General features: G+C 73.5%; 20 protein-coding genes and 1 pseudogene. 14 read left to right on the top strand and 7 right to left on the bottom strand.

Annotated elements, in window-relative coordinates:
* Positions 1-208: 208 nt before the first annotated feature.
* The 4 genes from BLS43_RS23395 (at position 209) to BLS43_RS23405 (ending at position 2,404) form a co-directional block, all read left to right on the top strand.
* Positions 209-589: an OB-fold nucleic acid binding domain-containing protein gene (locus BLS43_RS23395; RefSeq protein WP_093088795.1), complete on the top strand. Its 381-nt coding sequence runs from the start codon at positions 209-211 to the stop codon at positions 587-589.
* Positions 586-1,383, top strand: a complete 798-nt coding sequence (locus BLS43_RS23400; protein ID WP_245707734.1) for a DUF3159 domain-containing protein — start codon at positions 586-588, stop codon at positions 1,381-1,383. The genes BLS43_RS23395 and BLS43_RS23400 overlap by 4 nt, the downstream gene beginning before the upstream one ends.
* Positions 1,384-1,493: 110 nt before the next feature.
* Entirely contained in the window at positions 1,494-1,880 is a 387-nt protein-coding gene (locus tag BLS43_RS29595) for a type IV toxin-antitoxin system AbiEi family antitoxin domain-containing protein (protein WP_143030184.1), read from the top strand.
* Between the two features lie 71 nt (positions 1,881-1,951).
* Positions 1,952-2,404, top strand: a complete 453-nt coding sequence (locus BLS43_RS23405) for an endonuclease domain-containing protein (RefSeq protein ID WP_143030185.1) — start codon at positions 1,952-1,954, stop codon at positions 2,402-2,404.
* Here BLS43_RS23405 and BLS43_RS23410 read toward each other — a convergent pair.
* Together BLS43_RS23410 and BLS43_RS23415 are read right to left on the bottom strand one after the other, a co-directional pair.
* Positions 2,379-3,038 (bottom strand): potassium channel family protein, encoded by a 660-nt coding sequence (locus tag BLS43_RS23410; RefSeq protein WP_093088800.1) that lies wholly within the window; start codon positions 3,036-3,038, stop codon positions 2,379-2,381. The two genes, BLS43_RS23405 and BLS43_RS23410, sit on opposite strands and share 26 nt — an antisense overlap.
* A gap of 1 nt (position 3,039) precedes the next feature.
* Entirely contained in the window at positions 3,040-3,702 is a 663-nt protein-coding gene (locus tag BLS43_RS23415; protein ID WP_093088802.1) for a potassium channel family protein, read from the bottom strand.
* 81 nt (positions 3,703-3,783) lie between these two features.
* Here BLS43_RS23415 and BLS43_RS23420 point away from each other — a divergent pair, with 81 nt between their 5' ends.
* Genes BLS43_RS23420 through BLS43_RS23430 form a run of 3 tightly spaced genes read left to right on the top strand, consistent with a single transcriptional unit; the run spans position 3,784 to position 7,864 of the window.
* Positions 3,784-5,823, top strand: coding sequence for an APC family permease (locus BLS43_RS23420; RefSeq protein WP_093088805.1), 2,040 nt, complete (start codon positions 3,784-3,786; stop codon positions 5,821-5,823).
* A gap of 23 nt (positions 5,824-5,846) precedes the next feature.
* The gene (locus BLS43_RS23425; RefSeq protein ID WP_093088907.1) at positions 5,847-6,992 is read left to right on the top strand and encodes a class I SAM-dependent RNA methyltransferase; all 1,146 of its coding nucleotides are present in this window, start codon (positions 5,847-5,849) and stop codon (positions 6,990-6,992) included.
* Between the two features lie 56 nt (positions 6,993-7,048).
* A complete protein-coding gene (locus tag BLS43_RS23430; protein ID WP_093088808.1) occupies positions 7,049-7,864 on the top strand; it encodes an HTD2 family dehydratase in 816 nt (271 codons plus the stop codon).
* 319 nt (positions 7,865-8,183) lie between these two features.
* On the opposite strand, the gene BLS43_RS23435 is transcribed toward BLS43_RS23430, so the two are convergent.
* The gene (locus BLS43_RS23435; RefSeq protein ID WP_093088810.1) at positions 8,184-10,103 is read right to left on the bottom strand and encodes a primary-amine oxidase; all 1,920 of its coding nucleotides are present in this window, start codon (positions 10,101-10,103) and stop codon (positions 8,184-8,186) included.
* Complete coding sequence (locus BLS43_RS23440) at positions 10,100-11,611, bottom strand: APC family permease (protein ID WP_093088812.1); 1,512 nt, start codon at positions 11,609-11,611, stop codon at positions 10,100-10,102. The genes BLS43_RS23435 and BLS43_RS23440 overlap by 4 nt, the downstream gene beginning before the upstream one ends.
* A 144-nt stretch (positions 11,612-11,755) precedes the next feature.
* Between BLS43_RS23440 and BLS43_RS23445 the strand changes: the two genes are divergently transcribed.
* Positions 11,756-14,194 carry a Tex family protein gene (locus BLS43_RS23445; protein ID WP_093088815.1) on the top strand — a complete coding sequence of 813 codons (2,439 nt, stop codon included), beginning with the start codon at positions 11,756-11,758 and terminating at the stop codon, positions 14,192-14,194.
* Positions 14,195-14,264: 70 nt separating this feature from the next.
* Here BLS43_RS23445 and BLS43_RS23450 read toward each other — a convergent pair whose 3' ends face one another.
* Entirely contained in the window at positions 14,265-14,972 is a 708-nt protein-coding gene (locus BLS43_RS23450) for a tyrosine-protein phosphatase (RefSeq protein WP_176921494.1), read from the bottom strand.
* Between the two features lie 293 nt (positions 14,973-15,265).
* Between BLS43_RS23450 and BLS43_RS23455 the strand changes: the two genes are divergently transcribed.
* From BLS43_RS23455 to BLS43_RS23465, 3 genes are all read left to right on the top strand, one after another.
* Positions 15,266-17,014 (top strand): DEAD/DEAH box helicase, encoded by a 1,749-nt coding sequence (locus BLS43_RS23455; RefSeq protein ID WP_093088908.1) that lies wholly within the window; start codon positions 15,266-15,268, stop codon positions 17,012-17,014.
* A gap of 180 nt (positions 17,015-17,194) precedes the next feature.
* A complete protein-coding gene (gene ilvD, locus BLS43_RS23460) occupies positions 17,195-18,868 on the top strand; it encodes a dihydroxy-acid dehydratase (RefSeq protein WP_093088820.1) in 1,674 nt (557 codons plus the stop codon).
* 175 nt (positions 18,869-19,043) lie between these two features.
* A complete protein-coding gene (locus BLS43_RS23465) occupies positions 19,044-19,805 on the top strand; it encodes a hypothetical protein (RefSeq protein ID WP_093088823.1) in 762 nt (253 codons plus the stop codon).
* Here BLS43_RS23465 and BLS43_RS23470 read toward each other — a convergent pair.
* A complete protein-coding gene (locus BLS43_RS23470) occupies positions 19,772-20,479 on the bottom strand; it encodes a DsbA family oxidoreductase (protein WP_093088825.1) in 708 nt (235 codons plus the stop codon). The two genes, BLS43_RS23465 and BLS43_RS23470, sit on opposite strands and share 34 nt — an antisense overlap.
* 100 nt (positions 20,480-20,579) lie before the next feature.
* On the opposite strand from BLS43_RS23470, the gene shbA reads away from it, so the two are divergent.
* From shbA to BLS43_RS23485, 3 genes and pseudogenes are all read left to right on the top strand, one after another.
* Entirely contained in the window at positions 20,580-21,155 is a 576-nt protein-coding gene (gene shbA, locus BLS43_RS23475) for an RNA polymerase sigma factor ShbA (protein WP_093088827.1), read from the top strand.
* Positions 21,156-21,300: 145 nt separating this feature from the next.
* Positions 21,301-22,041, top strand: a pseudogene (locus BLS43_RS31310) (maleate cis-trans isomerase family protein); the annotation flags it as partial.
* 962 nt (positions 22,042-23,003) lie between these two features.
* The gene (locus tag BLS43_RS23485) at positions 23,004-23,555 is read left to right on the top strand and encodes a class I SAM-dependent methyltransferase (protein ID WP_245707735.1); all 552 of its coding nucleotides are present in this window, start codon (positions 23,004-23,006) and stop codon (positions 23,553-23,555) included.
* Positions 23,556-23,612: 57 nt separating this feature from the next.
* On the opposite strand, the gene BLS43_RS23490 is transcribed toward BLS43_RS23485, so the two are convergent.
* Positions 23,613-24,392 carry a methyltransferase domain-containing protein gene (locus BLS43_RS23490; protein ID WP_093088828.1) on the bottom strand — a complete coding sequence of 260 codons (780 nt, stop codon included), beginning with the start codon at positions 24,390-24,392 and terminating at the stop codon, positions 23,613-23,615.
* Position 24,393 lies beyond the last annotated feature (1 nt).

Genomic DNA, 24,393 nt, shown 5'->3' on the forward strand with positions numbered 1-24,393 from the left:
GAACCGGACGAACCGGCTCGTCGGGCCGCTCGTCATGCGGATGGAGCAGTCGGCGGCGACCCACTCACCGAACCGTGCGACCGACGTCACTCGATGCGGGCTCCCCGGCACGGTGAAGGGCACACTTCCGGTTTCCAGCGCGTTACCCTTGTGCGGGCGACGTCCGGATCAACGGAGACGGACCGTGCCCGAGCAGCCGAGGAGAGAGATGGGCAGCACGGACAGCGGGGCGTTTCGCCGCATGCTTCGCAAGCTCACCAGTGACGTGGACGTGCTGGATGCGGACGATCTGTCGGAGGACTCCGAGAAGGCCGGGGCGCAGCGCGCGAGCGACTGTGCCTGCGGCCAGGAGGTCACGATGCAGGGCCGCCTCCGCAGCGTCGAGTTCTGCCCCGAGGACGCGCACGCCGCGCAGCTCCAGGCGGAGCTCTACGACGGCACCGAGGGAGTGACGCTGGTCTGGATGGGTCGACGTCGGATCCCGGGGATCGAGCCCGGCCGCACCATGCGGGTCCGCGGCCGGATCTCGGTCAAGGACGGGCAGAAGGTCCTGTACAACCCGTACTACGAGATCTGTCAGGCCCAGTGACGGCAGGCCCCGACGGGGATCCCCGGCCGGACACGGACGCCACGACCCGCATCCCGCGGGTCGGCGCCGTCGACGAGGACGCCCCGACGGGGCCGATCCCGGTCGTCCCGGCGGCGTCGCCGCCGTCGGACGCCGGCAGCACGGGCCCGACCCGGCGCATCGACCCCGTCGAGGACGAGCAGCCCGAGCGTGGCGAGCGGTCCTCGCCCACCCTCATGGAGCAGATGGGCGGCGTCCAGGGGATCGTCGCGTCGACGGTGCCGGTCGCGGTCTTCGTGATCGTCAACCTGCTGTTCTCGCTCCAGCCCGCCCTCATCGCGGCGATCGCGGCGGGGGTGGTGGTGGCGATCGTCCGGGTGGCGCGCAGGCAGGCACTGCAGCCGGCGGTCTCCGGGCTGGTCGGGGTGGGGGTGTGTGCCTTCATCGCCTACCGCACCGGCGAGGCCCGCGGCTTCTACCTGCCCGGCCTGCTCTACAGCGCGGGCCTCGGCTTGGCGTTCCTCGTGTCGATCATCGTGCGGTGGCCGCTCGCCGGCGTCATCTGGCACGGCATCAACGGCCACGGCCAGGGCTGGCGGCGCAACCCCCGCATGCTCGCGGCCTACAGCTGGGCCAGCGCCCTGTGGGTCTTCGTCTTCGCCGCCCGCCTGGTCGTGCAGGGCTGGCTGTACAACGCCGACGAGGAGACCTGGCTCGGCATCGCCCGCCTCGCCATGGGCTACCCCCTCGTCGGGGTCGCGATCGTCGGCACGGTGCTCCTGGTCCGCCGGGCGGAGAGCTCCGCGAAGGTCTGACCGGAACCCGACGATCGTGTCGGGTTTTCGGACAGCTTCCGCATTCGCACCTGCAACCACTTCGGTCGGCTCGACGCTTCTCGTTCCCTGCCGGGCAGCACAGTGGCGGAGTGGAACTGGGAGACGTGCTGCGGCGGCAGGGCGGGGTGGTGTCGCTCGCCCAGGCCCGCGCCTGCGGTCTCTCGGAGCGCACCGTCCAGCGGCGAGTCTCCGGGCGGCGGCGGCTGCACCCCGGCGTCTACCTGGCCGACGGGCACGACCTGGACGACCGGGGCCGGGTCCGGGCCGCGGCGCTGTGGCTTGCCGAAGGCACCCTCTCCGGTCGCGCCGCCGCGTTCTGGCACGGTCTGCCGACAGGGCACCCGCCACGGTGGAGATCACGCTGCCACCCCGCCTGCACCGCGCACCACGAGCCGGTGTGCAGATCAGGCGGCGCGCGCTCGGGCCTGGAGACCGGGTCAGTCGGGACGGGCTCACCGTCACCTCCCGCCCGCTGACGGTCTTGGAGGCGGCGGTCCGCGGCCCCGACGGCGCCGCCCTCCTCGACCGCGCCCTCCAGCAGCGCCACGTGACCTACCCGCAGCTTCAGACCGCTCATCAGCGGATGCAGGGGGCGCGCGGTGCCACCCGGGCGGGCGTGCTCCTGCGGGCTGCCGCGATCGGCGCCGAGTCGGTCGGCGAGCGCAGGGTTCTCGCGCTGCTCGAGGATGCGGGAATCACCGGCTGGGTGCTCGGCCACCGGATCGGCGACTGGAGGCTCGACGTCGCCTTCGTCCGGGCCAGGGTCGCCCTCGAGTTCGACGGCTGGGCGTGGCACGTGGACCCGGCACGCTTCGTCGACGACCGCCGCAAAGGCAACGACCTCGTCGGCGCGGGGTGGACCTTGCTCCGGTTCACCTGGCAGGACCTGGAGAACCGCCCGGCGGTCGTGGTGGCTCAGATCAGGCGAGCGCTGCAGGATCGACCGGAAACCGGACAGATCCGTCGGGATTCGGTCAGCTTCCCACCACCGCGGCCCTGATCTCCTCCTCCACCGCCACGGTGGCCACGAACAGCAGCTCGTCGCCCGGCTCCAGGGCGTCGTCCGCCTGGGGGACGATCACCCGACCGCCGCGCAGGATCGTGACGAGGGCGGAGTCGGCGGGCAGCGTGAGGTCGCGGACCGGGCGCCCGGCCAGGGGAGTGGTCTCCGGGAGGGTGACCTCGACCAGGTTGGCCTGGCCCTGCCGCAGGGTCATCAGGCGGACGAGGTCGCCGACCGCGACCGCCTCCTCGACCAGCGCCGCCAGCAGCCGCGGCGTGGACACCGAGACGTCCACGCCCCAGTTCTCCCCGAACAGCCACTCGTTGCGGGGGTCGTTGACCCGCGCCACCACCCGTCGGACGCCGAACTCCGTCTTCGCCAGGAGCGACACGACCAGGTTGACCTTGTCGTCCCCGGTCGCGGCGATCATGACGTCGCAGCTCTCGATGCCCGCGTCCTCCAGCGACTGGAGCTCGCAGGCGTCCGCGTGCACCCACTCCGCCTCGTCCACGGCGGTGGGGTCGATGTGGGTGAGGTCCCGCTCGATGAGCATGACCTGGTGGCGGTTCTCCACCAGCTCGCGGGCGATGGAGCGGCCGACGGCCCCGGCCCCGGCGATCGCGACCCTCATCTCATGCCTCCTGCGGCGGCGCGGCGGCCGCGGCCGTGACGTCCGAGACCGTGCCGGACACCGCCGCGACGTAGATGGTGTCCTCGTCCTGGACGGCCGTCTCGCGGGTCGGCAGCACACCGGTGCCGAACCGCACGATGAACGCCACCCGGCAGCCCGCCGTCTCCTCGAGCTCCTTGATCGGGTGCCCGACCCAGCCCTCGTGCAGCGGCAGCGGGAGGATCGCGACGGTCCCGGCGGGCTCGCGCCAGGCCGTGGCGACGCCGTCGGGCAGCACCATCCGCATGAACCGGTCCGTGGTCCACGGGACGGTCGCGACGGTCGGGATGCCGAGCCGCTCGTAGACGGCGGCCCGCTTGGCGTCGTAGATCCGGGCGACGACCCGCTCCACGCCGAAGGTCTCGCGCGCGACCCGCGCCGAGAGGATGTTGGAGTTGTCCCCGGAGGAGACCGCGGCGAACGCGTCCGCCTTCTCGATGCCCGCCTCGATCAGCACCTCGCGGTGGAACCCGAAGCCGACGACCTGGCGCCCCCGGAAGTCGGTGCCCAGTCTGCGGAACGCCTGGACGTCCTGGTCGATCACGGCCACCTCGTGGCCGAGGCGCTCGAGCCCCGCGGAGAGGGACGCGCCGACCCGGCCGCATCCCATGATCACGACGTACATCGGGTGGGCCCTCCGGGGTCCTGGTCGCTGGTGCGGGCACGCTATCGCGTCCGTTGCACGGAGGGAGCATAGGCTGCGCGCGTGCCCAAGCTCGGGACCGCGCTCAAGCGGATCGTGGTCGGCCGACCCCAACGCAGCGACAAGCTGTCGAACACCCTCCTCCGCAAGCGGATCGCCCTGCCGGTGTTCGCCTCCGACGCCATGTCGTCGGTCGCCTACGCCCCGGAGGAGATCTTCCTGACGCTGTCCGTGGCGGGCCTGGCGTCCTACGCCCTGTCCCCGTGGATCGGCCTGGCGGTCGTGGTCGTGCTGCTCACCGTGGTGACCAGCTACCGCCAGAACGTGCACGCCTACCCGTCCGGGGGCGGGGACTACGAGGTCGCCACCGTCAACCTCGGCAAGCGCGCCGGGCTGACCGTGGCGAGCGCCCTGCTGGTCGACTACACGCTGACGGTCGCGGTGTCGGTCAGCGCGGCGGCGGCGAACATCGGCGCCCTGATCCCGTTCGTGGGCGAGCACAAGGTGTGGTTCGCCGTGGTGGCGATCGCGGTGCTCAGCGCGATCAACCTGCGGGGGATCAGGGAGGCGGGCGTCGCCTTCGCGATCCCGGTCTACCTGTTCATGATCGGCGTCGCGACCATGATCATCTGGGGGCTCACCCGGATCCTGATCCTCGGTCAGGACGTCGAGACGGCCAGCACGAACCTGCACCTCGTCGCCGAGGGGGACACCTTCACGGGCCTGGCCCTGGTGCTGCTGGTCCTGCGCTCGTTCACCCAGGGCGCCGCGGCGCTGACCGGCGTCGAGGCCATCTCGAACGGCGTCCCGGCCTTCCGCAAGCCCAAGTCCCGCAACGCCGCCACCACGCTGCTCCTGCTGGGCCTGATCTCGGTGAGCATGTTCATGGGCCTGATCGCGCTGGGCAGGCTCACCGGCGTCCAGATCGCCGAGGACCCGGCCCGCCAGTTCCCCGACGCGCCGCCGGGCTACCAGCAGCAGACCATGGTCGCCCAGCTCGCGGACGCCGTGTTCTCCGGATTCCGGCCCGGCTTCTTCTTCGTCGTGATCATGACGGCGCTGATCCTGGTGCTGGCCGCGAACACGGCGTTCAACGGGTTCCCGGTCCTGGGCTCGATCCTCTCGCAGGACCGGTACCTGCCCCGCCAGCTGCACACCCGCGGCGATCGGCTGGCCTTCTCCAACGGCATCCTGATCCTCGCGGCGTTCGCGATCGTGCTGGTCATCGGCTTCCAGGCCGAGGTCACCCGGCTGATCCCGCTCTACACGGTGGGCGTGTTCGTGTCGTTCACGCTCAGCCAGGCGGGCATGGTCCGGCACTGGAACCGCGAGCTCCTCGACGTCTCCGACCAGCGCGAACGACGCCGGATGCGCCGCTCGCAAGCCATCAACGGGTTCGGCGCGATCATGACCGGGCTCGTCCTGATCACCGTCCTGATCACGAAGTTCACCCTCGGCGCGTGGATCACGATCGTCGCGATGGCCGGCTTCTTCGTGCTCATGCTCGCCATCCAGCGGCACTACGACCGGGTCTCCGCCGAGCTGGTGGCGGACGACGGGGACACCGTGCTGCCCAGCCGCAACCACGCCGTCGTGCTGGTGTCGACGCTGCACAAACCGACCCTGCGCGCGTTGTCCTACGCCCGCGCCACCCGGCCGGACGTCCTGGAGGCGCTGACCGTCAACGTCGACGACGCGGACACCAAGCGCCTCATGACGGACTGGCAGAAGCGCAAGATCCCGGTGCGGCTGAAGGTGGTCGAGTCCCCGTACCGCGAGATCACCCGGCCCGTGCTGGAGTACGTCCGGCGGATCCGGTCGGACAACCCGCGAGACGTCGTGACCGTCTACATCCCCGAGTACGTCGTGGGACACTGGTGGGAGCAGATCCTGCACAACCAGTCCGCGCTGCGCCTGAAGTCCCGGCTGCTGTTCCAGCCGGGCGTCATGGTGACGAGCGTGCCCTGGCAGCTGGACTCCTCGGCGTCGGCCAAGGCGCTGTCGCCGCACCAGGCTCCGGGGGCCTCCCGCCGCGGCTACCCGTCGCTGGAGCAGCTGCCCGGCGACCGCGCGAACCCGAAGACCCCGGAGAGACAGCAGTGACCCCCGCGACACCCGCGACCCCCGTGACGCTCGACTGGACCGACCGTGTGCTCGACGTCGAGGTGGGGCCCGTCGCGCACGGCGGGCACTGCGTCGCCCGGCACGAGGGGCGGGTGCTGTTCGTGCGCCACAGCCTGCCCGGGGAGCGGGTGCGGGCGGTGGTCACCGACGACCAGGGCGGCTCGTTCGCCCTCGCCGACGCGATCTCGGTCCTTGAGCCCTCGCCGGACCGGGTGGCCGCCCCGTGCACCTGGGCCCGTGCGGGCGGGTGCGGCGGGTGCGACTTCCAGCACGTGGAGCCCGCCGCGCAGCGGGACCTCAAGACGACCGTGCTGCGCGAGCAGCTCTCCCGGCTCGGCGGCGTCGAGTCGGACGTCGTCGTCGAAGAGCTCCCCGGCGGCCCGCTCGGCTGGCGGCAGCGCCTGCGGCTGGCGGTGGACGACGCGGGCCGCGCGGGCCTGCGGGCCCACCACAGCCACGAGGTGGTCCCGGTCGCGGACTGCCTGCTCGCGCCGTCGGGCATGCTGCCGGACCTGCTGGAACAGCGCTGGCCCCCGAACGGGCACCTCGAGGTCGCGGTGGACGCGACGGGGGAGCGCCGGTTGGGCTCGGCGTCCGTCCAGCACGCGGCGGGCCGGGACTGGGAGCTGTCGCCGGGCGCGTTCTGGCAGGTCCACCCCGAGCTGGCGGACACCCTCGCGGACGTCGTGCGGGACTGGGCGGCGGCCCCGCGCGGCGGCGTGGCCTGGGACCTCTACGGCGGGGTCGGGCTGTTCGCGGCGGTGCTGGCCGCGCAGGTGGGGCCCCAGGGTTCGGTCACGGTCGTCGAGGCCTCCACGCAGGCGGTGGCCGACGGCCGTCGGGCCCTCGCCGACCTGCGGCAGGTGGACTTCCGGGCGGGCCGCGTCGAACGCGTGATCGCGGGCCTGCCCGACCCGGCGGTCGTCGTGGCGGACCCGCCGCGCAAGGGCCTGCAGAAGCGGATGGTCACCGAGATCACCGAGCGGGCTCCGGAGCGGGTGGTCTACGTGGCCTGCGACCCGGCCGCCCTGGGCCGCGACGTGCGGTTGTTCCGCGAGCGCGGCTACGGCCTGACCCGGATCCGCAGCTTCGACGCCTTCCCCATGACACACCACATGGAGTCGGTGGCGCTCTTCGAGACCCTGTGAGCGGCGATCGTCGCCATGGCGACGATCGCCGCTCACGAGGGATCTAGGGTGGGGCCGTGGCCATCGCCGATCATGTGCAGGAGTGGGAGCCGAGGCCGGTCGAGGTCACCGAGACGATCTCCGCGACCCCCTCGACCGCCTTCGCGGGACTGCTCGACCAGACCCCGCCGGTCACCGAGCTGCCCCCGTTGTGGACGGTGTTCCACTTCCTGGAGCTCACGCCGACCGCCGAGCTGGGGGAGGACGGGCACCCCCGCGAGGGGCACTTCCTGCCGCCGATCCCGCACCGGCGCCGGATGTTCGCGGGCGGGCGGCTGACCCTCCACGCGCCGATCCGGTTCGGCGACACGATCACCCGGCGCAGCGCGCTGACCTCGATCACCCCGAAGTCGGGGCGCTCCGGCGACATGCTGTTCGTGACCCTGCGGCACGAGTACGTGCGCGACGGCGCCGTGGTGCAGACCGAGGAGCAGGACGTCGTCTACCGGCAGCAGGAGCCGGGAGCCCCGCGCGCCGCGGCCCCGACGGTCCCGGAACCCGGCCCCGCGCCGGCGGAACCGCACGTGGCGCTGACCCCGGACGAGGTGCTGCTCTTCCGCTTCAGCGCGCTGACCTACAACGCCCACCGCATCCACCACGACCTGCCCTACGCCACCGCGGTCGAGCGGTACCCCGGCCTGGTGGTGCACGGCCCGCTCCTGGCCCTGCTGGTGCTCGAGGTCCCGCGCCGCGCCGGGCGGTGCGTCGCCGCCGTGGACTACCGGCTGCGCCGCCCCGCCTTCGCCCACAGCCCGCTCGTCGGGACCGCGACGGCCGCGGGTGTGCGGGGTGCGGAGCCGAGCGTGACGGCGTCGCTCACACTGGCGCCGTGACGCTGACGCTTGGGACGCCCAAGTGTCGCTGAGCGGTGCTTGGGACGCCCAAGCATCAGGCACGGGCAGGCGCGCGGCGACGCTTGGGACGCCCAAGCGTCGCTGAGTGACGCTTGGGGCGCCCAAGTGGCGGTGTGCCTGGGGCGGCTGGTGACGCTTGGGGCGCCCAAGCACCGCTCAGTGACGCTTGGGCGTCCCAAGCGTCAGCGGTGCCCGAGCGTCCCGAGCGTCCCGAGCGTCAGCGGCATCCCAAGCGTCAGCGGTGCCCACGCGTCAGCTGGCGCCCACGCCGCCGCGCACACCCCACCGCCCGCACTCGTCAGTGGCAGGCCTCCGGCGCGCTCGGTGGGTAGTCCAGTGCCGGGTTGCCGTCGAAGAACCCGCTGGGCTTGAGCATGAACCCCACCGTGCTCACCGGCATCACCGGCCAGTCCTCCGGGCGCACGATGTGGTGCGCGCCCATCGAGTACCAGAGCACCAGGTCGGTGTCCTCCAGCGGCCGGTCGGCCGCGACGTAGGCGGGCAGCCCGTCCCCGCCGGGGTTCTGCAGCGGGTAGTCGCCCGCCGCGAACCGCTGCGAGCGGTCCTGCGCGGTCACCCACACCTGGTGCCGGGTGAACCCGGCTCGCGGGGCGAACAGCGCCGTCGTCGGGTAGATCGGCGGCGCGGACGTCCCCGGCATCAGCACGTACCCGGTGGGGGTGCCGAGCGCGGAGTGCACCGACGGGTTCTCGATCCGCCAGTGCCGTGCCACCGACGCGTCGGTGTCCCGGGCCCCCACCGCCTCCGAGACGACCGGGGTCCGCCGCACCTCCCACGCGTTGCCGTGGGGGTTGTCCGGGCCCGGGGGAGAGGGCACCGAGTCCAGCTCGACGACCGTGTTCCCCGGCCCGTCGACCGCCATCTCCATGCGCACGCAGAAGAAGTGCTGGTGGTGGGGGCCGTACAGGCCGGGCGCGACGAGCGTGCCGTGGGCGGGCGTGACCCCGGGGGCGACGGCGCCCGTCGAGATCACGCCGGTCATCTTGACCTCGTACTCGATCGTCCCGTCGGTGTAGAGGTACCAGAAGTAGCCGTACTCGTAGTTCCCCACGGTGACGATCGTCGACAGGACGAGCCGACGCCGGCGCCGCACCTCCACGCGGCCGGTGCGGAAGTCGGTGTGCTTCCACCCGATCCCCACGTCCTCCTCGTGCATGCAGACCGCGTTCGGGATGACGACGGCGGCCCCGTCCTGGTCGTTGACCACGCCGTCGAAGTACTGGATGTGCCCCACGCAGTCGCAGCCGAGCTGCAGCGGGTTGGCCAGCCAGCCGACGCCGTACTCGCCCTGGTCGAAGACGTTCTTGATCCGGTGTGTGGGGGCCGGGTCGCCGTAGGGGACGTACATCTCGGCGAGCCCGGCGCGGTGCACGATCGGCCGCCCGGCGTAGGCGATCTGGTGCAGCACCAGGCCCTCACGCGGGGTGAACCCGATCCGCAGCGTCCACTTCTGCCAGCCGACGGCGTGCCCGTCGACGGTGAACGACGGCCCGTCCGGCTGCACGACGTCCCAGGCCTTGACCTCGCGCACCGACTCGACCCGGGGCACGTTGTCCGGCGCGTGGATCCACTCGGCCTCGTAGTTCCCCGGCTGCGGGGGGAACGGCACGATCCCGTGGTCGGCCACGTCGACGACCTCGCCCGCGTCGAGGTCCACGGTCACGATCAGGCCCTCGACGGGCCGGGCGTACCCGTGCTCGCCGGGCGCGGCGCGCACCCAGGTGAGCGGCCGCACGATCCGGCGCAGGGCCGGGTCGTCCTCCGGGCCCGTCCAGCTCGACGCCCACGGGTCGATCATGGCGAGCGAGAAGTCGGTGACCCCGCGCGCCCGCATGGCCTCCTGCCAGCGCGGATCGGCCCGCACGATGTCCTCCGTGGAGGTGAACTCCTCGGCGGTGATCGGCGGCTGCACCCCGGGCCGGTCCCGCCAGGAGACCAGCTCGCGGCGGGTCAGCGAGACGACCGCCTCCGAGGTCGTCCGGGTGCCGCGGTCGTAGAGGACGATCTCGGCGCAGCGGTCCACCGGGTCGCCCGGGGCCCAGGCGAGCAGCGCGGCCTTCGAGGGCTCGTGCAGCGAGACGAACACGAACCGGGCGGTCGGGGTGAGGCCGCGCAGCTCGGTCAGCAGCGCCGAGGCCGCGGCGACCTCGTCGGCGGTGAGCGGTTCGAGGGGGTGGGTCTGCAGGACGGCGGTCATGACTCCTCCAGCTCCAGGGTGAAATGTCCGAGTCCTGCGTACACCGCGGGTCGTTTCGCGCGGAAGTACCAGGCGGTCACCATCCCGAGAACGAAGACGACGAGGACCACCCACGGGATCGCCGTGACGAACGGGGCGTCCTCGGCCGCGGCGAGGGTGTCCCGGTTGGCGATCAGCAGGTAGCAGGCGCCCACCATGGCCAGCCCGCCGATCACCGGCGCGACGAGCGTCCCGAACCAGTGGAAGCCGTCTCGGGCCTTGACCAGGAAGAACCGGATGATCGCCACGCACACCAGGCCCTGCACCGCGAGGATCCCGAGGACCCCGAGCAGCGGTGACCACGTGCCGAGCTTGAGCAGCGCGCCCTCGGTGGAGGGGTCGGCGAGGACGAAGGCGAGCCCGTAGAGGAACACGAAGGCGGTCACCGTCATGGCCGCGATCCCGGGCGAGTGGTGGCGCGAGGTGTCGGCCAGCCTGCGCGGCAGCACGCCCTCGCGGCCGAGCGCGAACAGGTAGCGGGCACCGGTGTTGAAGAAGGCCATCGCGCAGGCGAACGAGCTGGTCACGGCCAACAGCTCCAGCACGGCGGTGAGCCAGCCGCCCACGAACCGGTCGGCGAGGGGGTAGAAGGCCGAGGCGTAGGTGCCCGCGAACTGGTCCGACACGGCCTGGACCGAGCCGGTCAGGCCCCAGCCGGACACGAAGGCGTAGGACACGACCATGTAGAACACGCCGAGCCCGATCACCGACGTGTAGGTGGCGACCGTGGCGATCCGGCGCGGGTCGCGGGACTCCTCGGCGTAGTTCGGGGCCATCTCGAACCCCACCCAGGACCAGAACGCGGCGAACAGCGCGACGCCGGCCGCGGCGCCGCCGAACACCTGGATCGCACCCGGGTTGTCGAAGATCGCGACGGGGTTGAAGGGCTGCGCCGACAGCCCCTCCGCCCCGCCCTGCCCGAGCACCGCGACGCTCAGCACCACCAGCGCGAGCACCTCGGCGATCAGCATCACCCCGAGCACCTTGGCGGTGAGCTCGATGTGGAACCACGCGAGCAACGCCATCACCGCCAGCGCCACGACCATGTAGACCCAGGCGGGCAGCACCGCCCCCGTCCACGTCTCGACGGTGGTCGCGGCGAAGTAGCCGAGCACGCCGATCACGGCCGCGGTGAAGATCATGTAGCAGAGCGCGATGAGCACCCCGGCGCCCGTGCCGACGATCCGGCCGAGCCCGCGGCTGACGAAGGTGTAGAAGCCGCCCGCGCTCGTCACCCGGCGGCTCATCGCGATGTAGCCGACCGAGAAGATCGTGAGCGCGAGCGTGGCCAGCAGGAACGCCGCGGGCGCCGCCCAGCCGCCGCCGTCGACCGCCACCGGGACGTTGAACAGCATGGCGGTCAGCGGTGCGGCACCGGTGACGATGCAGAACAGCACGGACGGCAGCCCGAGGGCGCCGCCCGCGAGCCTGCCGCTCCGGGCGGGGGTTTCCAGGGTCAGGTCGGCCATGACGACTCCACGGGGTCGGGCTTCCCAGCGTGCGAGGCCCGTGTGACGGCCGTGAGCGTTGCATGTTGCATCTATTGCACAGCGCACCGGATTTCGGGGCCCCCGGGCGTTCCGCCGCGGGGAGGCTCCGGGGAGGATGGGGTGGTGACAGGTTCGGTCCTCACCCCCCAGCCCTCGGTGGAGCAGCGGATCGCCGACGAGCTCGGCGTGCGACAGCACCAGGTGGCCGCCGCGGTCGGCCTCCTCGACGACGGGTCCACGGTCCCCTTCGTCGCCCGGTACCGGAAGGAGGCCACCGGCGGCCTCGACGACGCGCAGCTGCGCACCCTGGAGGAGCGCCTGCGCTACCTCCGCGAGCTGGAGGAGCGGCGCACCGCGGTCCTCGACGAGATCCGCAAGCAGGGCAAGCTCACCCCCGAGCTGGAGGCCCGCATCCACGCGGCGGAGTCCAAGGCCCGCCTCGAGGACGTCTACCTGCCCTACAAGCCCAAGCGCCGCACCAAGGCGATGATCGCCCGCGAGCAGGGCCTCGAGCCGCTCGCCGACGCGCTGCTGGCCGATCCGACCCTGGACCCGACCGAGACCGCACAGGGCTACGTGACCGACGAGGTCGCGGACGCCGCGGCCGCGCTCGAGGGCGCCCGCTCCATCCTCGTCGAGCGCTTCTCCGAGGAGCCGGACCTGATCGGCGGCCTGCGCGAGCGCATGTGGTCGCGCGGCGTGCTCGTGTCGAAGGTGCGGGCGGGCAAGGAGACCGGTGACGTCGCGGCCGCGAAGTTCGCGGACTACTTCGACTTCTCCGAGCCCTTCACCACGCTCCCCTCGCACCGGATCCTCGCGGTGTTCCGCGGGGAGAAGGAGGAGGTCCTCGACGTCACGCTGGAGCCGGACGCGGACCCCGAGAACGCGGGCGACTGGGAGACCCTGATCGCGGCGCACGTCGGGGTGTCGCAGCAGGGTCGGGCCGCGGACGAGTGGCTGGCGGGCGTGGTCCGCTGGACCTGGCGCACGCGGATCCTGCTGCACCTGGGCATCGACATCCGGGTCCGGCTGCGCACCGCCGCGGAGGAGGGGGCGATCGCCGTGTTCGCCTCCAACCTGCGGGACCTGCTGCTCGCGGCACCCGCAGGCACCCGCGCGACGATGGGGCTGGACCCGGGCCTGCGCACGGGCGTCAAGGTCGCCGTGGTCGACGCGACCGGCAAGGTCGTCGCGAAGGACACGATCTACCCGCACGAGCCGCGCAAGGACTGGAACGGCGCGCTGGTCACGCTGACGAAGCTCGCCACGGCGCACGACGTCGAGCTGATCGCGATCGGCAACGGCACCGCGTCCCGGGAGACGGACGCGCTGGCGGGCGAGCTGGTCGCGATGAACCCCGGGCTGAAGATGACCAAGGTCATGGTCAGCGAGGCGGGGGCGTCGGTGTACTCGGCGTCGGCGTACGCGTCGGCGGAGCTGCCCGACCTGGACGTCTCGATCCGGGGCGCGGTGTCCATCGCGCGCCGGCTGCAGGACCCGCTCGCCGAGCTGGTGAAGATCGACCCGAAGTCCATCGGCGTCGGGCAGTACCAGCACGACCTGCCGGAGTCCTCGCTGTCCCGCTCGCTCGACGCGGTGGTCGAGGACTGTGTGAACGCCGTCGGGGTCGACCTGAACTCGGCGTCGGCGCCGCTGCTGCGCCGGGTGTCCGGGATCAGCGAGTCCCTGGCTGCGGCGATCGTCTCGCACCGGGACGCGAACGGGCCGTTCCGGACCCGGACCGCGCTGTCCGACGTCCCGCGGCTGGGCCCGAAGGCCTTCGAGCAATGCGCGGGCTTCCTGCGCATCCGGGGCGGCGACGAGCCGCTCGACATCTCCGGCGTGCACCCCGAGGCCTACCCCGTGGCGCGGCGGATCGTGGAGGCCTCGAAGCTCTCGATCGACGAGCTGATCGGCAACACCACCAAGATCAAGTCGTTGCAGCCGCAGCGGTTCGTCGACACCCGGTTCGGGCTGCCGACCGTCACCGACATCCTCGCCGAGCTGGAGAAGCCGGGCCGCGACCCGCGGCCCGCGTTCCGCACGGCGACCTTCGCCGAGGGCGTCCACAAGATCGCGGACCTGCGGCCGGGCATGGTGCTCGAGGGCGTGGTGACGAACGTCGCGGCCTTCGGCGCCTTCGTCGACGTGGGCGTGCACCAGGACGGCCTCGTGCACGTCTCGGCGATGTCCAGCCAGTTCGTGTCCGACCCGCGCGAGGTCGTGAAGTCCGGGGACGTCGTCAAGGTCAAGGTGCTCGACGTCGACGAGGCCCGCAAGCGGATCTCGCTGACCCTGCGCCTCGACGACGAGCCGGGCAAGGCGGCCCAGCGCGGCGGCGGACAGGGCGGCCGACAGGGCGGCGGACAGGGCGGCGACCGCAACCGCGGCGGCAAACCGGGCGGTCAGGGTCGCGACGGACAGGGTCGCGACGGGCAGAACCGCGGCAAGGGCGGAGGTCAGAACCGGCAGAACCGCGGCGGCCAGCGCCGCCAGGACCAGAAGCCCGCCCCGCTGAACAACGCCATGGCCGACGCTCTGAAGCGGGCCGGTTTCAAGTAGCGCCTTCGGCGCCCGTGCGTGGTAAGTGGTGCCAGAGCACCACTTACCACGCACGAGCGGGCTCGGCCGCCTATCCGAGCAGGCGGGCGGTGATCGCGTCGAGGTGGGTGGGATCGGCGCCGTTCGCCACGAGGTAGCCGCGCAGGCCGCCGGGGTGGGACTCCAGGTCGTCGAGCACCGCCTCCAGGGCCGCCGGGTCGACGCCGAGGAGGTCCTCCGCGTCGTCGTCCACCCCGGGCAGGTGCGCGCCGGAGGCCCGCAGCCGCGCGAACAGCGGCTCCAGGTTCTCGTTGGTGGCGGCGTAGTCCGCGAGCACCTGTGCGCGCGGCACCCCGACCAGCCGCAGCACCGTGGCCACGATGATCCCGGTGCGGTCCTTGCCCGCCGCGCAGTGCACGAGCACGGGCGCCGGGGCGGTCGCGACGATCTCCACGATCCGCGCGATCTCGGCGGCGGCGTCCGCCACCAGCAGCCGGTAGGCCCAGCCCAGGTCGCGCTCGGCGGCCGGGGTGGCGGCGATCACGTCGGGCGCCAGGGACGCGCCCAGCGGCACCACGTGGATCTCGGCCCGACCGGTGAGCGGGTGGGCCCTGCCCTCGGTCTCGCGCGGCGAGCGCAGGTCGATGACCGACCCGGGGGTGACGGGGGAGACGTCGCCGGGCTGCGGGGCGTCGCTGCGGAGCAGGACGCCGCGGCGCAGCGTGCGGCCGTCGGCGGTGGTGAGGCCGCCGACGTCGCGCAGGTTGGCGGGCACGGTGAGATCCAGCGAGGCGGTCACCCCTCCGAGGGTGCGGGTGGAGCGTGAACGGCGGGTGGAATCGTGAGCGGAGGCACGTCCGGAACAACCCGCGGGGGGAGGTCGTTGTGGACGATGATCCCCCCGTGGAGATCCCCCGCGACCCGTCGTGCGACACTGGGAGCGTCGGCTGTCAGCGATGACGTCAGCCGAGTAGCCCCATGGTCCTTCTCCGGCGCAGCACGAGTGCGCCGCTCCGGGCCCGCGGGCTTCCCCGCGGGTGTGCCGAACCTTCTCGGCCACCCGGCTATGCGACAAGGACATGAGTGAGCACTCTGCTTGACCTGCCCGAGCACGACAACGACAACGACAACGACGAGATCACCGAAGCCGCGTTCCTCGCCCTGGGGCTGGACCCCGCCCTGGTCGAGGTGCTCGACGAGCTGGGCTACGAGACGCCCAGCCCCATCCAGGCCGAGTCCATCCCCTCGCTGATCGCGGGGCGGGACGTGCTGGGCCAGGCCGCCACCGGCACCGGCAAGACGGCCGCGTTCGGCCTGCCCATGCTGCAGCGGCTCGCCGAGAGCGGCCGCCGGGACGAGCGCCGCCCGTTCGGCCTCGTGCTGGCGCCCACCCGCGAGCTGGCCATGCAGGTGAACGACGCGATCACCAAGTACGGCTCGAAGATCGGCGCCCGGGTGCTCGCCGTCTACGGCGGCGCCCCGATCGGCCCGCAGCTCGGTCAGCTCAAGCGCGGTGTGGACGTCGTGGTGGCCACGCCCGGCCGCGCGATCGACCTGATGAACCGCGGCGCCCTGGCGCTCGACGCCCTCGAGGTCGTCGTGCTCGACGAGGCGGACGAGATGCTCGACATGGGCTTCGCCGAGGACATCGAGACCATCCTGCAGGCCACCCCGGCCGACCGGCAGGCGGTGCTCTTCTCGGCCACCATGCCGCGCCGGATCGAGCTGCTGGCCCGCGAGTACATGCGCGAGCCGGTCATGGTGCGGATCGCCCGCGAGGAGGTCCCGGAGGGCGAGGCGCCGCGCGTGCGGCAGACCGCCTACATGGTGCCGCGCACCCACACCACCACCGCGCTCGGCCGGATCCTCGAGCTGGAGCGGCCCACCGCGGCCATCGTGTTCTGCCGCACCCGCGCGGACGTCGACGCGGTCACCGAGACCCTCACCGGTCGCGGCCTGCGCGCCGAGGCGCTGCACGGCGGCATGGACCAGGAGCACCGCACCCGGGTCGTCGAGCGGCTGCGCAACGGCCGCACGGACCTGCTGGTCGCGACGGACGTCGCCGCCCGCGGGCTGGACATCGAGCAGCTCTCGCACGTGGTCAACCACGACGTGCCGAAGTCGCCCGAGGCGTACGTGCACCGCATCGGTCGCGTCGGCCGCGCGGGGCGCGAGGGCGTCGCGATCACGCTGGTCCCGTCCGGCGCGATCCGCCACCTGCGTAACATCGAGCGGCTGATCGGCAAGTCCGTGCCGGTCGCCCCGGTCCCCACGGTCGACGACCTCAAGGCGGCCCGGCTGGAGCGCACCCGCGTGCAGCTGCGGGAGCAGATCGTCACCGACCTGCGCCAGGACGCGGACGCGGACGTCGACGGCGTCGGCGCCATGGTCGAGTCCCTGATGGGCGAGTTCGACCCGGCGGACGTGGCGGCCGCGGCCGTGCGCCTCGCGCGGACCGGCTCGACCTCCCCGGACGACGACGTGGAGATCCCCACGTTCAACGCCCCCCGTGGCGGCGCCGACCGCGGTGCCTCGCGCGGCGGTCGTCCGGACCGTCTCGGTGGCCGCGGCCAGGGCCCCCGCCCGCCCCGCGAGGGTGCCACCCGCCTGTTCGTCTCGGCGGGTCGCGCCGCCGGTGTCCGCCCGCAGGACATCGTGGGCGCGCTGGCGAACGAGTCCCGCCTGTCCGGCCGGGACATCGGCGCCATCCAGATCCACGAGCGCCACTCGCTCGTCGAGATCCCGGAGCACGCCGCGGACGACGTCCTGCGCTCCATGCGGGGTGTGACGACCCTCAAGGGTCGCCGCGCCAACATCCGCCGGGACCGCGCCGCGAACTGAGCTCACGCCACGGCCCCGCCGCCCGTCCAGGGTGGCGGGGCCGTCGCCGTCTCCACCCCGTGCCACCCGCCGAACGGCGCGTTCGCTCACACCTGGTGAGCGAACGCGCCGTTCGCCTGGATCAGGACCCGGGCCGGTGGTGGTAGGCAGACACCACCCACCACCACGAGGGAGTCAGAGATGACGCACGACCTCAAGCCCCGCTCCCGCCAGGTCACCGACGGGATCGAGCGGACCGCGGCGCGCGGGATGCTGCGCGCCGTCGGGTTCCGGGACGACGACTTCGCCAAGCCCCAGATCGGCGTCGCGTCGAGCTGGAACGAGATCACCCCCTGCAACCTCTCGCTGCAGCGCCTCGCGCAGGCGGCGAAGGAGGGGGTGCACCGCGCGGGCGGCTACCCGATGGAGTTCGGCACGATCTCGGTGTCCGACGGGATCTCGATGGGCCACGTCGGGATGCACTTCTCGCTGGTCAGCCGCGAGATCATCGCGGACTCGGTCGAGACCGTCGTCGAGGCCGAGCGGCTGGACGGCACCGTGCTGCTGGCCGGCTGCGACAAGTCGCTGCCCGGCATGCTGATGGCCGCCGCGCGCCTGGACCTGGCGAGCGTGTTCGTCTACGCGGGCTCGATCCTGCCCGGCCACATCGACGGCCGGGAGGTCAACATCTCCGACGCGTTCGAGGCCGTCGGGGCCTGCGCGCGCGGGTTGATCACGCGGGACGAGCTGACCGCCATCGAGAAGGCGATCTGCCCCGGCGAGGGGGCCTGCGGCGGCATGTACACCGCGAACACGATGGCGAGCGCGGCCGAGGCGCTGGGCATGGCGCTGCCCGGGTCGGCCGCCCCGCCCGCCGTCGACCGGCGCCGGGACGGCATCGCGCGAGACTCCGGCGAGGCCGTGATCGGCATGCTGGCCAAGGGGATCACCGCGCGGCAGATCCTGACCCGCGAGGCCTTCGAGAACGCGATCGCCGTGGTCATGGCGTTCGGCGGCTCGACCAACGCCGTCCTGCACCTGCTCGCCATCGCCGCGGAGGCCGAGGTCCCCCTCGAGCTGGACGACTTCAACCGGATCGGCGACCGCGTGCCGCACCTCGCGGACGTCAAGCCCTTCGGCAAGCACGTGATGAGCACCGTCGACCAGGTCGGGGGAGTGCCCGTCGTCATGAAGGCGCTGCTGGACGCGGGCCTGCTCCACGGGGACGCCCTGACCTGCACCGGGCGGACCGTCGCGGAGAACCTGGCGGACGTCGACGCCCCGCTCGACGGCACCGTGATCCACCTCATGACCGACCCGATCCACCCCACCGGCGGCATCACGATCCTGCGCGGCTCCCTCGCCCCGGACGGCGCCGTGGTCAAGTCCGCGGGCTTCGACTCCACCGAGTTCCGCGGCACCGCCCGGGTGTTCGACGGCGAGCAGGGCGCTCTCGACGCCGTGTCCGACGGCACCGTCGTGCCCGGGGACGTCGTGGTGATCCGCTACGAGGGCCCGCGCGGCGGCCCGGGGATGCGGGAGATGCTCGCCGTCACGGGGATGATCAAGGGCGCGGGGCTGGGCAAGGACGTGCTCCTCGTCACGGACGGGCGGTTCTCCGGCGCGACGACCGGGCTCTGCATCGGGCACGTCGCCCCCGAGGCGACGGACGGCGGCCCGATCGCCTTCGTGCGCGACGGTGACCCGATCGTGCTGGACATGACCACGCGCACGCTGACCCTGGACATCCCCGACGAGGAGCTGGCGGCGCGGAAGGCGGCCTGGGTGCGCCCGCAGACGGGGCGCCGCACGGGCGTGCTGGCGAAGTACGCGAGACTGGTCGGGTCGGCGGCGCAGGGCGCGGTCTGCTCCTGACGCGGGGCCGGATCGCGGCAGGCGCCACGGTGACGCTTGGGCGGCCCAAGCACCGCTGAGCGACGCCTGGGACGCCCGAGCGTCGGGCATGGGCGGGCGCAGGCTGACGCTTGGGACGCCCAAGCACCACGGAGTGACGCTTGGGACGCCCGAGCAGCAGAGGACGAGGAGTGGCGTGGCTAGGAAGCAGCAGGGTCGGGGGCAGAAGCGCGCGGCGAAGGTCGCAGCGCGGAAGCGGAAGGTCCGGCAGAGCGAGCCCCTGCGCCCCGTCGTCAACCTGCCCGGGCTGGACGGCTGGGAGGGCCCCGTCGAGGAGCTCACGCCCGTCGACGAGATGCGCTACGCCGTCGCGGAGATCCGCACGGTCCGCGCCCTCGGCCCGCACGACGGCAACCCGGAGTGGCTCGAGGTCCTCCAGGCCAACGTCGACGTCCTCGCCGACGCGAGGGAGAACGAGCTGGTCGTCGAGATCCTCGACGACCGGGTCCGCCGCGCCGTGCGGGACACCCTCGACGCCCGGTCGCCCGAGCCCGCCCGCGAGGAGGTCCGCTGCCTCGTCGAGTCCGACGGGGAGATGGGCGATCCCGACGTCGTTCCCGGCGACATCGGCGGCGCCCCCGCCCAGGGCATGGCGCTGGCGATCCTGTTGCGCTGGCTCGCCAACCGCGGACCGCGCCCCGTCCCCACCGCGGCGCGGACCCGTGTCCCGGCGTGGGTCGCGGACACCCTCGGCGCGCGCCCGGGCGAGGTCGCCGCGACGTTGATCGGGATCACGGGTTCGGAGGAGGAGCGCCGCGCGGCCCTCGGCCCCGCGGCGGACGAGCTGGGCGAGGACTTCCTCGCCGGCCTGATGTGGATCGCCGCGGGCCTCGTCGCCCTCTACGGCGACGGGGACCCGGACACCTACCTGGCGTTCCCGGAGGATGTGCCGGCCTGAGCGGAGCCCTCTCCGGACGCCTGATCCGACTCCTGATCCGACTCCGACCACGCCTGCTCCAGCGCCTGCACCAGCACCTCCACCGACTGGGCGCCGGACACGCCGTACCGGCGGTCGAGGACGTAGAACGGCACCCCGCTGATGCCGAGGCTCCGCGCGGTCTCCTCGTCCGCGCGCACCGCGTCGGTGTACTCCGCAGAGCCGAGCACCCGGTCCACGTCGGCCTCCGGCAGACCCGCCGCCACCGCGACCCGGCGCAGCGCCTCCACGGAGCCGATCGGCTCGCCGTCCCGGAACAGGGCCGTGACCAGCGCCGACTTGACCTGCGACTGCAGCTCGGCACCGCCGAGATCCCAGGCGAGGTGCAGCAGGCGGTGGGCGTCGAAGGTGTTGCCGTCCTGCGTGCGGTCGAACCGGATCTCCAGCCCGTCCGCCGCGGCGAGGTCGGCGAGCCGCTGCTCCATCGCCCGCACCTGCGGCACGTCCGCACCGATCTTCGCCGACAGCCGCTGCGTGCGGTCGCCCTCGTAGGCGCGGGGCGCGTGCGGGTCCAGCTCGAAGCTGCGGTAGCGCACCTCCACCTCGTGCGGGAACGCCGCCAGCGCGGCGGCGATCCGCCGGGTGCCCAGGGCACACCACGGGCAGGCGACGTCCGACCAGATCTCGAGCTTCACGCTCGGTGACAACCGCCCGCCCGGCACGGCGATTCCCACTCACAGCGCTCTCTCAGCGCGCGCCCACCCGACACCGATCGTGCCGGGCCATGGTGGAGGGATGGGCGAGGGGCCGGAGCCGGAGCTGGTCGCGCGGGCGAAGGCGGGGGACCGGACGTCGATCGACCGGGTGCTGACGGCGGTGCACCCGTTCGCGCTGCGGTACTGCCGCGCGCGGCTGGGGCACGCGCTGCCGGGGGTCACGGCCGAGGACCTGGCCCAGCAGGTGTGCCTCGCGGTGCTGCGGGCGCTGCCGCGCTACGAGGACCGCGGACGGCCGTTCCTGGCGTTCGTCCACCGGATCGCGGTGCGCGAGGTGGCCGACGCCTACCGCGCGGCGGCGCGGGACCCGCTGCTCGCCGAGCTCGTCCCCGACCGGCCGGACCCGGACGTCGGACCCGAGGAACGGGCGCTGACCGGGGACGACATGCGCCGGGTGCGCCCGCTGCTGAACCGGCTCACGCCCGCCGCCCGGGAGGTGCTGCTGCTGCGCGTGGCACTCGGCATGTCCGCGGAGGAGACCGCGGCGGTCGTCGGGCGTTCCCCGGGTTCGGTCCGCACCATGCAGCACCGTGCGCTCGCCACGCTGCGGTCCGGCGCCGCCGCGATGGTGCGGTCGGCGGTGCCGCAGTACTGAGCCCACACCGAGCCGCAGTACCGAGCCGCAGTACCGAGCAGGCGCCCCGGCACCCGAGGAATCGGCGCCCACCCCGGCGGGGCCCGGAACGCGCTCGTTACACCGCGGATCACGGCGCGCAACCCGGCGGGCTCACCGTGGCCTCATGCACGAGCGGGAACCGTCCGTCGATCTGCTGCGGGCCCCCGGACCCGCGCCGACCGCAGGAATCGGCGTGATCGTCCCCTTCGACTTCGCGCTGGACCGCGAGCTGTGGCGGTGGGTGCCCGAGGACGCGGCGCTGCACGTCACGCGCACGCCGTTCGTGCCGTCGCCGGTCACCGCGGAGATGGCGCGGGTGATCTCGGACCCCGAGCCGGTCCAGCGCGCCACGCGGGACGTGCTGGTGCCCGAGCCCGGCGTGGTCGCCTACGCGTGCACCTCGGGCAGCTTCGTCGACGGCGCGGCGGGCGAGATCGCGCTCACCGGCGTGATCGCGGACGCGGGCGCCCCGCTGGCGCTGACCACGTCCGGCGCGCTGGTCGAGGCGCTGAAGGTTCTGGGCGCGAGCCGGGTCGCGGTCGTCACGCCCTACGTGGACGACCTGACCGACAAGCTCGCCGCGTTCCTGGCCGCCCACGGGGTGGAGACCGTCGGGAGCGTGGGGCTGGGGCTGCTCGGCCAGATCTGGCGGGTGACCTACGACGAGGTGGTACGGGCGGTGCGCGCCGCCGACCGGCCCGAGGCCGAGGCCGTGTTCATCAGCTGCACCAACCTCGCGACCTACGACGTCATCGCTCCGCTGGAACGCCTGCTGGGCAAGCCGGTGATCACGGCGAACCAGGTCACGGTCTGGGCGGCGCTCCGCGCGGTCGGGCGCCGCGCGGTCGGGCCGGGCCAGTCGCTGGTCACCGGCAGGCAGGGCGCGCCCGCGCACCTGCGGGTGGTGCCGGACCAGCCGCGGCGCAAGGGTGGCGGGCCCGACGGGCCGCCCGTCCTGCACAAGGTCCGGGTCCGGCTGCCGGACGAGGCGGGGGCCCTGGCCCGTCTCACCGAGGCCGTCGCACGGGCCGAGGGCAACATCCTTGGCCTCGCGGTCCACGGCCAGGACTCGCGCTCGGTGGTCGACGAGATGTTCGTCGGCTCCACGGGCAGCGCCGAGGACCTCGCCGAGGCCATCCGCCGCGGCGTGGGCACCGCGGAGCCCGTGCTCGTCACCCCCGCCGACCCGCACGATCTCGTCGACGCGCCCACCCGCGCGCTGGACCTGGCGGTGCAGGCGATGTCCGGTGGGGATCTCGCCCGCGGCATCGAGGCCCTCGTCCACGCCGACGAGGTCCGCTACCAGCCCACCGCGCCGTCGTCGGACCCGCACGTCCTCGCGGTCGCGGCGCCGACCGGCGGGTGGCTGGTCGCGCAGCGGGAGTGGGCGCCGTTCACCGTGACCGAGCAGGCGCGGGCCGAGGCCTTCGTGCGGGCGGCGGGCGTGGAGCCGGTGCGGCCGCGCTGGGACATCCTGACCCTGTCCGGGGACGAGCTGGTGGCCGAGCCCGCGACCGGCGAGGAGCTGGGCGCGGTCGAGGAGCTGCTGTGCGAGTGCCTCGCGACGCTGGGGCCGGACGGCGAGCGCACCACCTGGACCGACCGCGAGCTGCGGGACCTGCTCATCACCCCGCGGGGGCCGGCGCTCCTGGTCCGGGACGGCGAGCGGGTCGTCGCCCTGGGCGCCGTGGTCGACGGGGAGGTCGCGGACGAGCACGGGGCCCCGGTCCTGCTCGTCCACCCGCACTACCGCGGCATGCGCCTCGGGCGCTGGCTGCGCAAGCGCCTCGCGGAACGGTCCGGACGGCCGGCGCCTACGCTCCCCGTGTGACCCTCCCGCACCGCTGGTACCACCCGGACACCACGGCCTACGACGACCGCTGGTCCGGCATGGAGAACCCCCACGGCGAGGCCGATCTCGTCGCCTCCTACGGGCCCGCGTCCGTGCTCGACGGCGGCTGCGGCACCGGCCGGGTCGCGATCGAGCTGGCGCGGCGCGGGATCGCGGTGGTCGGGGTGGACCCGGACGCCGACATGATCGCCGCCGCCCTGGCGAAGGCGCCGGAGCTGCGGTGGCGGGAGGAGGGACTGGAGTCCCTCGACCTCCCCGACCGGTTCGACGTGATCGTGCTGGCGGGCAACGTGATCCCGTACGCGGGCGACCGCCCGGGGGTCGTGGCGGGCTGCGTGCGACACCTCGCCCCGGGCGGGCGCCTGATCGCCGGGTTCACCCTGCAGCCCGGCTGGCCGACCCTCGACGACTACGACGGCTGGTGCGCCGGTCTGTCCCTGGAGGACCGCTGGTCCACCTGGGACCGCGCGCCCTACACCGGCGGCGCCTACGCCGTCTCCGTCCACACCCGGTCGGCTACCCCGTGAGGTGAGCGGCGCGGAGGGAGGTCCTGGATCATCCGCCGGAGATCGTCTCGGGGCGGGTCATGCCCGGCAGAGTATTTCGCCGTGCGGCACCATCAACCACCCGTCGGGGCTGTCGCGCCAGGCCCGCCAGCCCGCGGAGATCTCCTCCAGGTCCGCCCGGGTCGCGAGCCCGCGCTCCACGGCCTGGGTCGCGATGGCCGAGTCGAGGATCCGGTCGGCCCACATCCCGCCCCAGGCGGCGCGGGCGTCGGGGGTGGCGTGACACCACACCGAGGCGGTGGGGGTGATCTCGGTGAAGCCGGCCGCGCGGGCCCAGGCGAGCAGCCGACGGCCCGCGTCCGGTTCGGCGTCGTTGCCGTGCGCGACCGCCCGGTACAGCGCGAGCCAGCGGTCCAGCCGCGGGTCCGCCGGGTACCAGGTGAAGGCCGCGTAGTCCGCGTCCCGCGCCGCGACGACCCCGCCCGGACGGCACACCCGGCGCATCTCGCGCAGCGCCGCGACGGGATCGGAGAGGTGCTGCAGGACCTGGTGGGCGTGCACCACGTCCCACGTGTCGTCCGGGTCCGAGAGCGCGTAGACGTCGTCCACCGCGAACTCGGGCCCGGGCCGCCTGCGTGCCTCCGCCAGCGGCGCCTCGACCACGTCGACGCCCTTGACCCGGCCCGGCGCCACCCGCGCGGCGAGATCGTGGGTGATGCTGCCCGGCCCGCAGCCGACGTCGAGCAGGTCCAGGCCCGGGCGCAGCAGCGGCAGCAGGTACCCGGCCGAGTTCTCGGCGGTCCGCGCGCGGTGCGAGCGCAGCACGGACTCGTGGTGGCCGTGGGTGTAGACGTCCATC

This window comes from Pseudonocardia oroxyli (assembly GCF_900102195.1).
GTDB classification, from domain to species: Bacteria; Actinomycetota; Actinomycetes; order Mycobacteriales; family Pseudonocardiaceae; genus Pseudonocardia; species Pseudonocardia oroxyli.

What these genes read in the sequence shown, in the direction of transcription:
- BLS43_RS23395 (WP_093088795.1), top strand. Translation starts at nt 209, where the DNA reads ATGGGCAGCACGGACAGCGGGGCGTTTCGCCGCATGCTTCGCAAGCTC.
- BLS43_RS23410 (WP_093088800.1), bottom strand. Translation starts at nt 3,038, where the DNA reads ATGAGGGTCGCGATCGCCGGGGCCGGGGCCGTCGGCCGCTCCATCGCC.
- BLS43_RS23415 (WP_093088802.1), bottom strand. Translation starts at nt 3,702, where the DNA reads ATGTACGTCGTGATCATGGGATGCGGCCGGGTCGGCGCGTCCCTCTCC.
- BLS43_RS23435 (WP_093088810.1), bottom strand. Translation starts at nt 10,103, where the DNA reads ATGACCGCCGTCCTGCAGACCCACCCCCTCGAACCGCTCACCGCCGAC.
- BLS43_RS23440 (WP_093088812.1), bottom strand. Translation starts at nt 11,611, where the DNA reads ATGGCCGACCTGACCCTGGAAACCCCCGCCCGGAGCGGCAGGCTCGCG.
- ilvD (WP_093088820.1), top strand. Translation starts at nt 17,195, where the DNA reads ATGACGCACGACCTCAAGCCCCGCTCCCGCCAGGTCACCGACGGGATC.
- shbA (WP_093088827.1), top strand. Translation starts at nt 20,580, where the DNA reads ATGGGCGAGGGGCCGGAGCCGGAGCTGGTCGCGCGGGCGAAGGCGGGG.
- BLS43_RS23490 (WP_093088828.1), bottom strand. Translation starts at nt 24,392, where the DNA reads ATGGACGTCTACACCCACGGCCACCACGAGTCCGTGCTGCGCTCGCAC.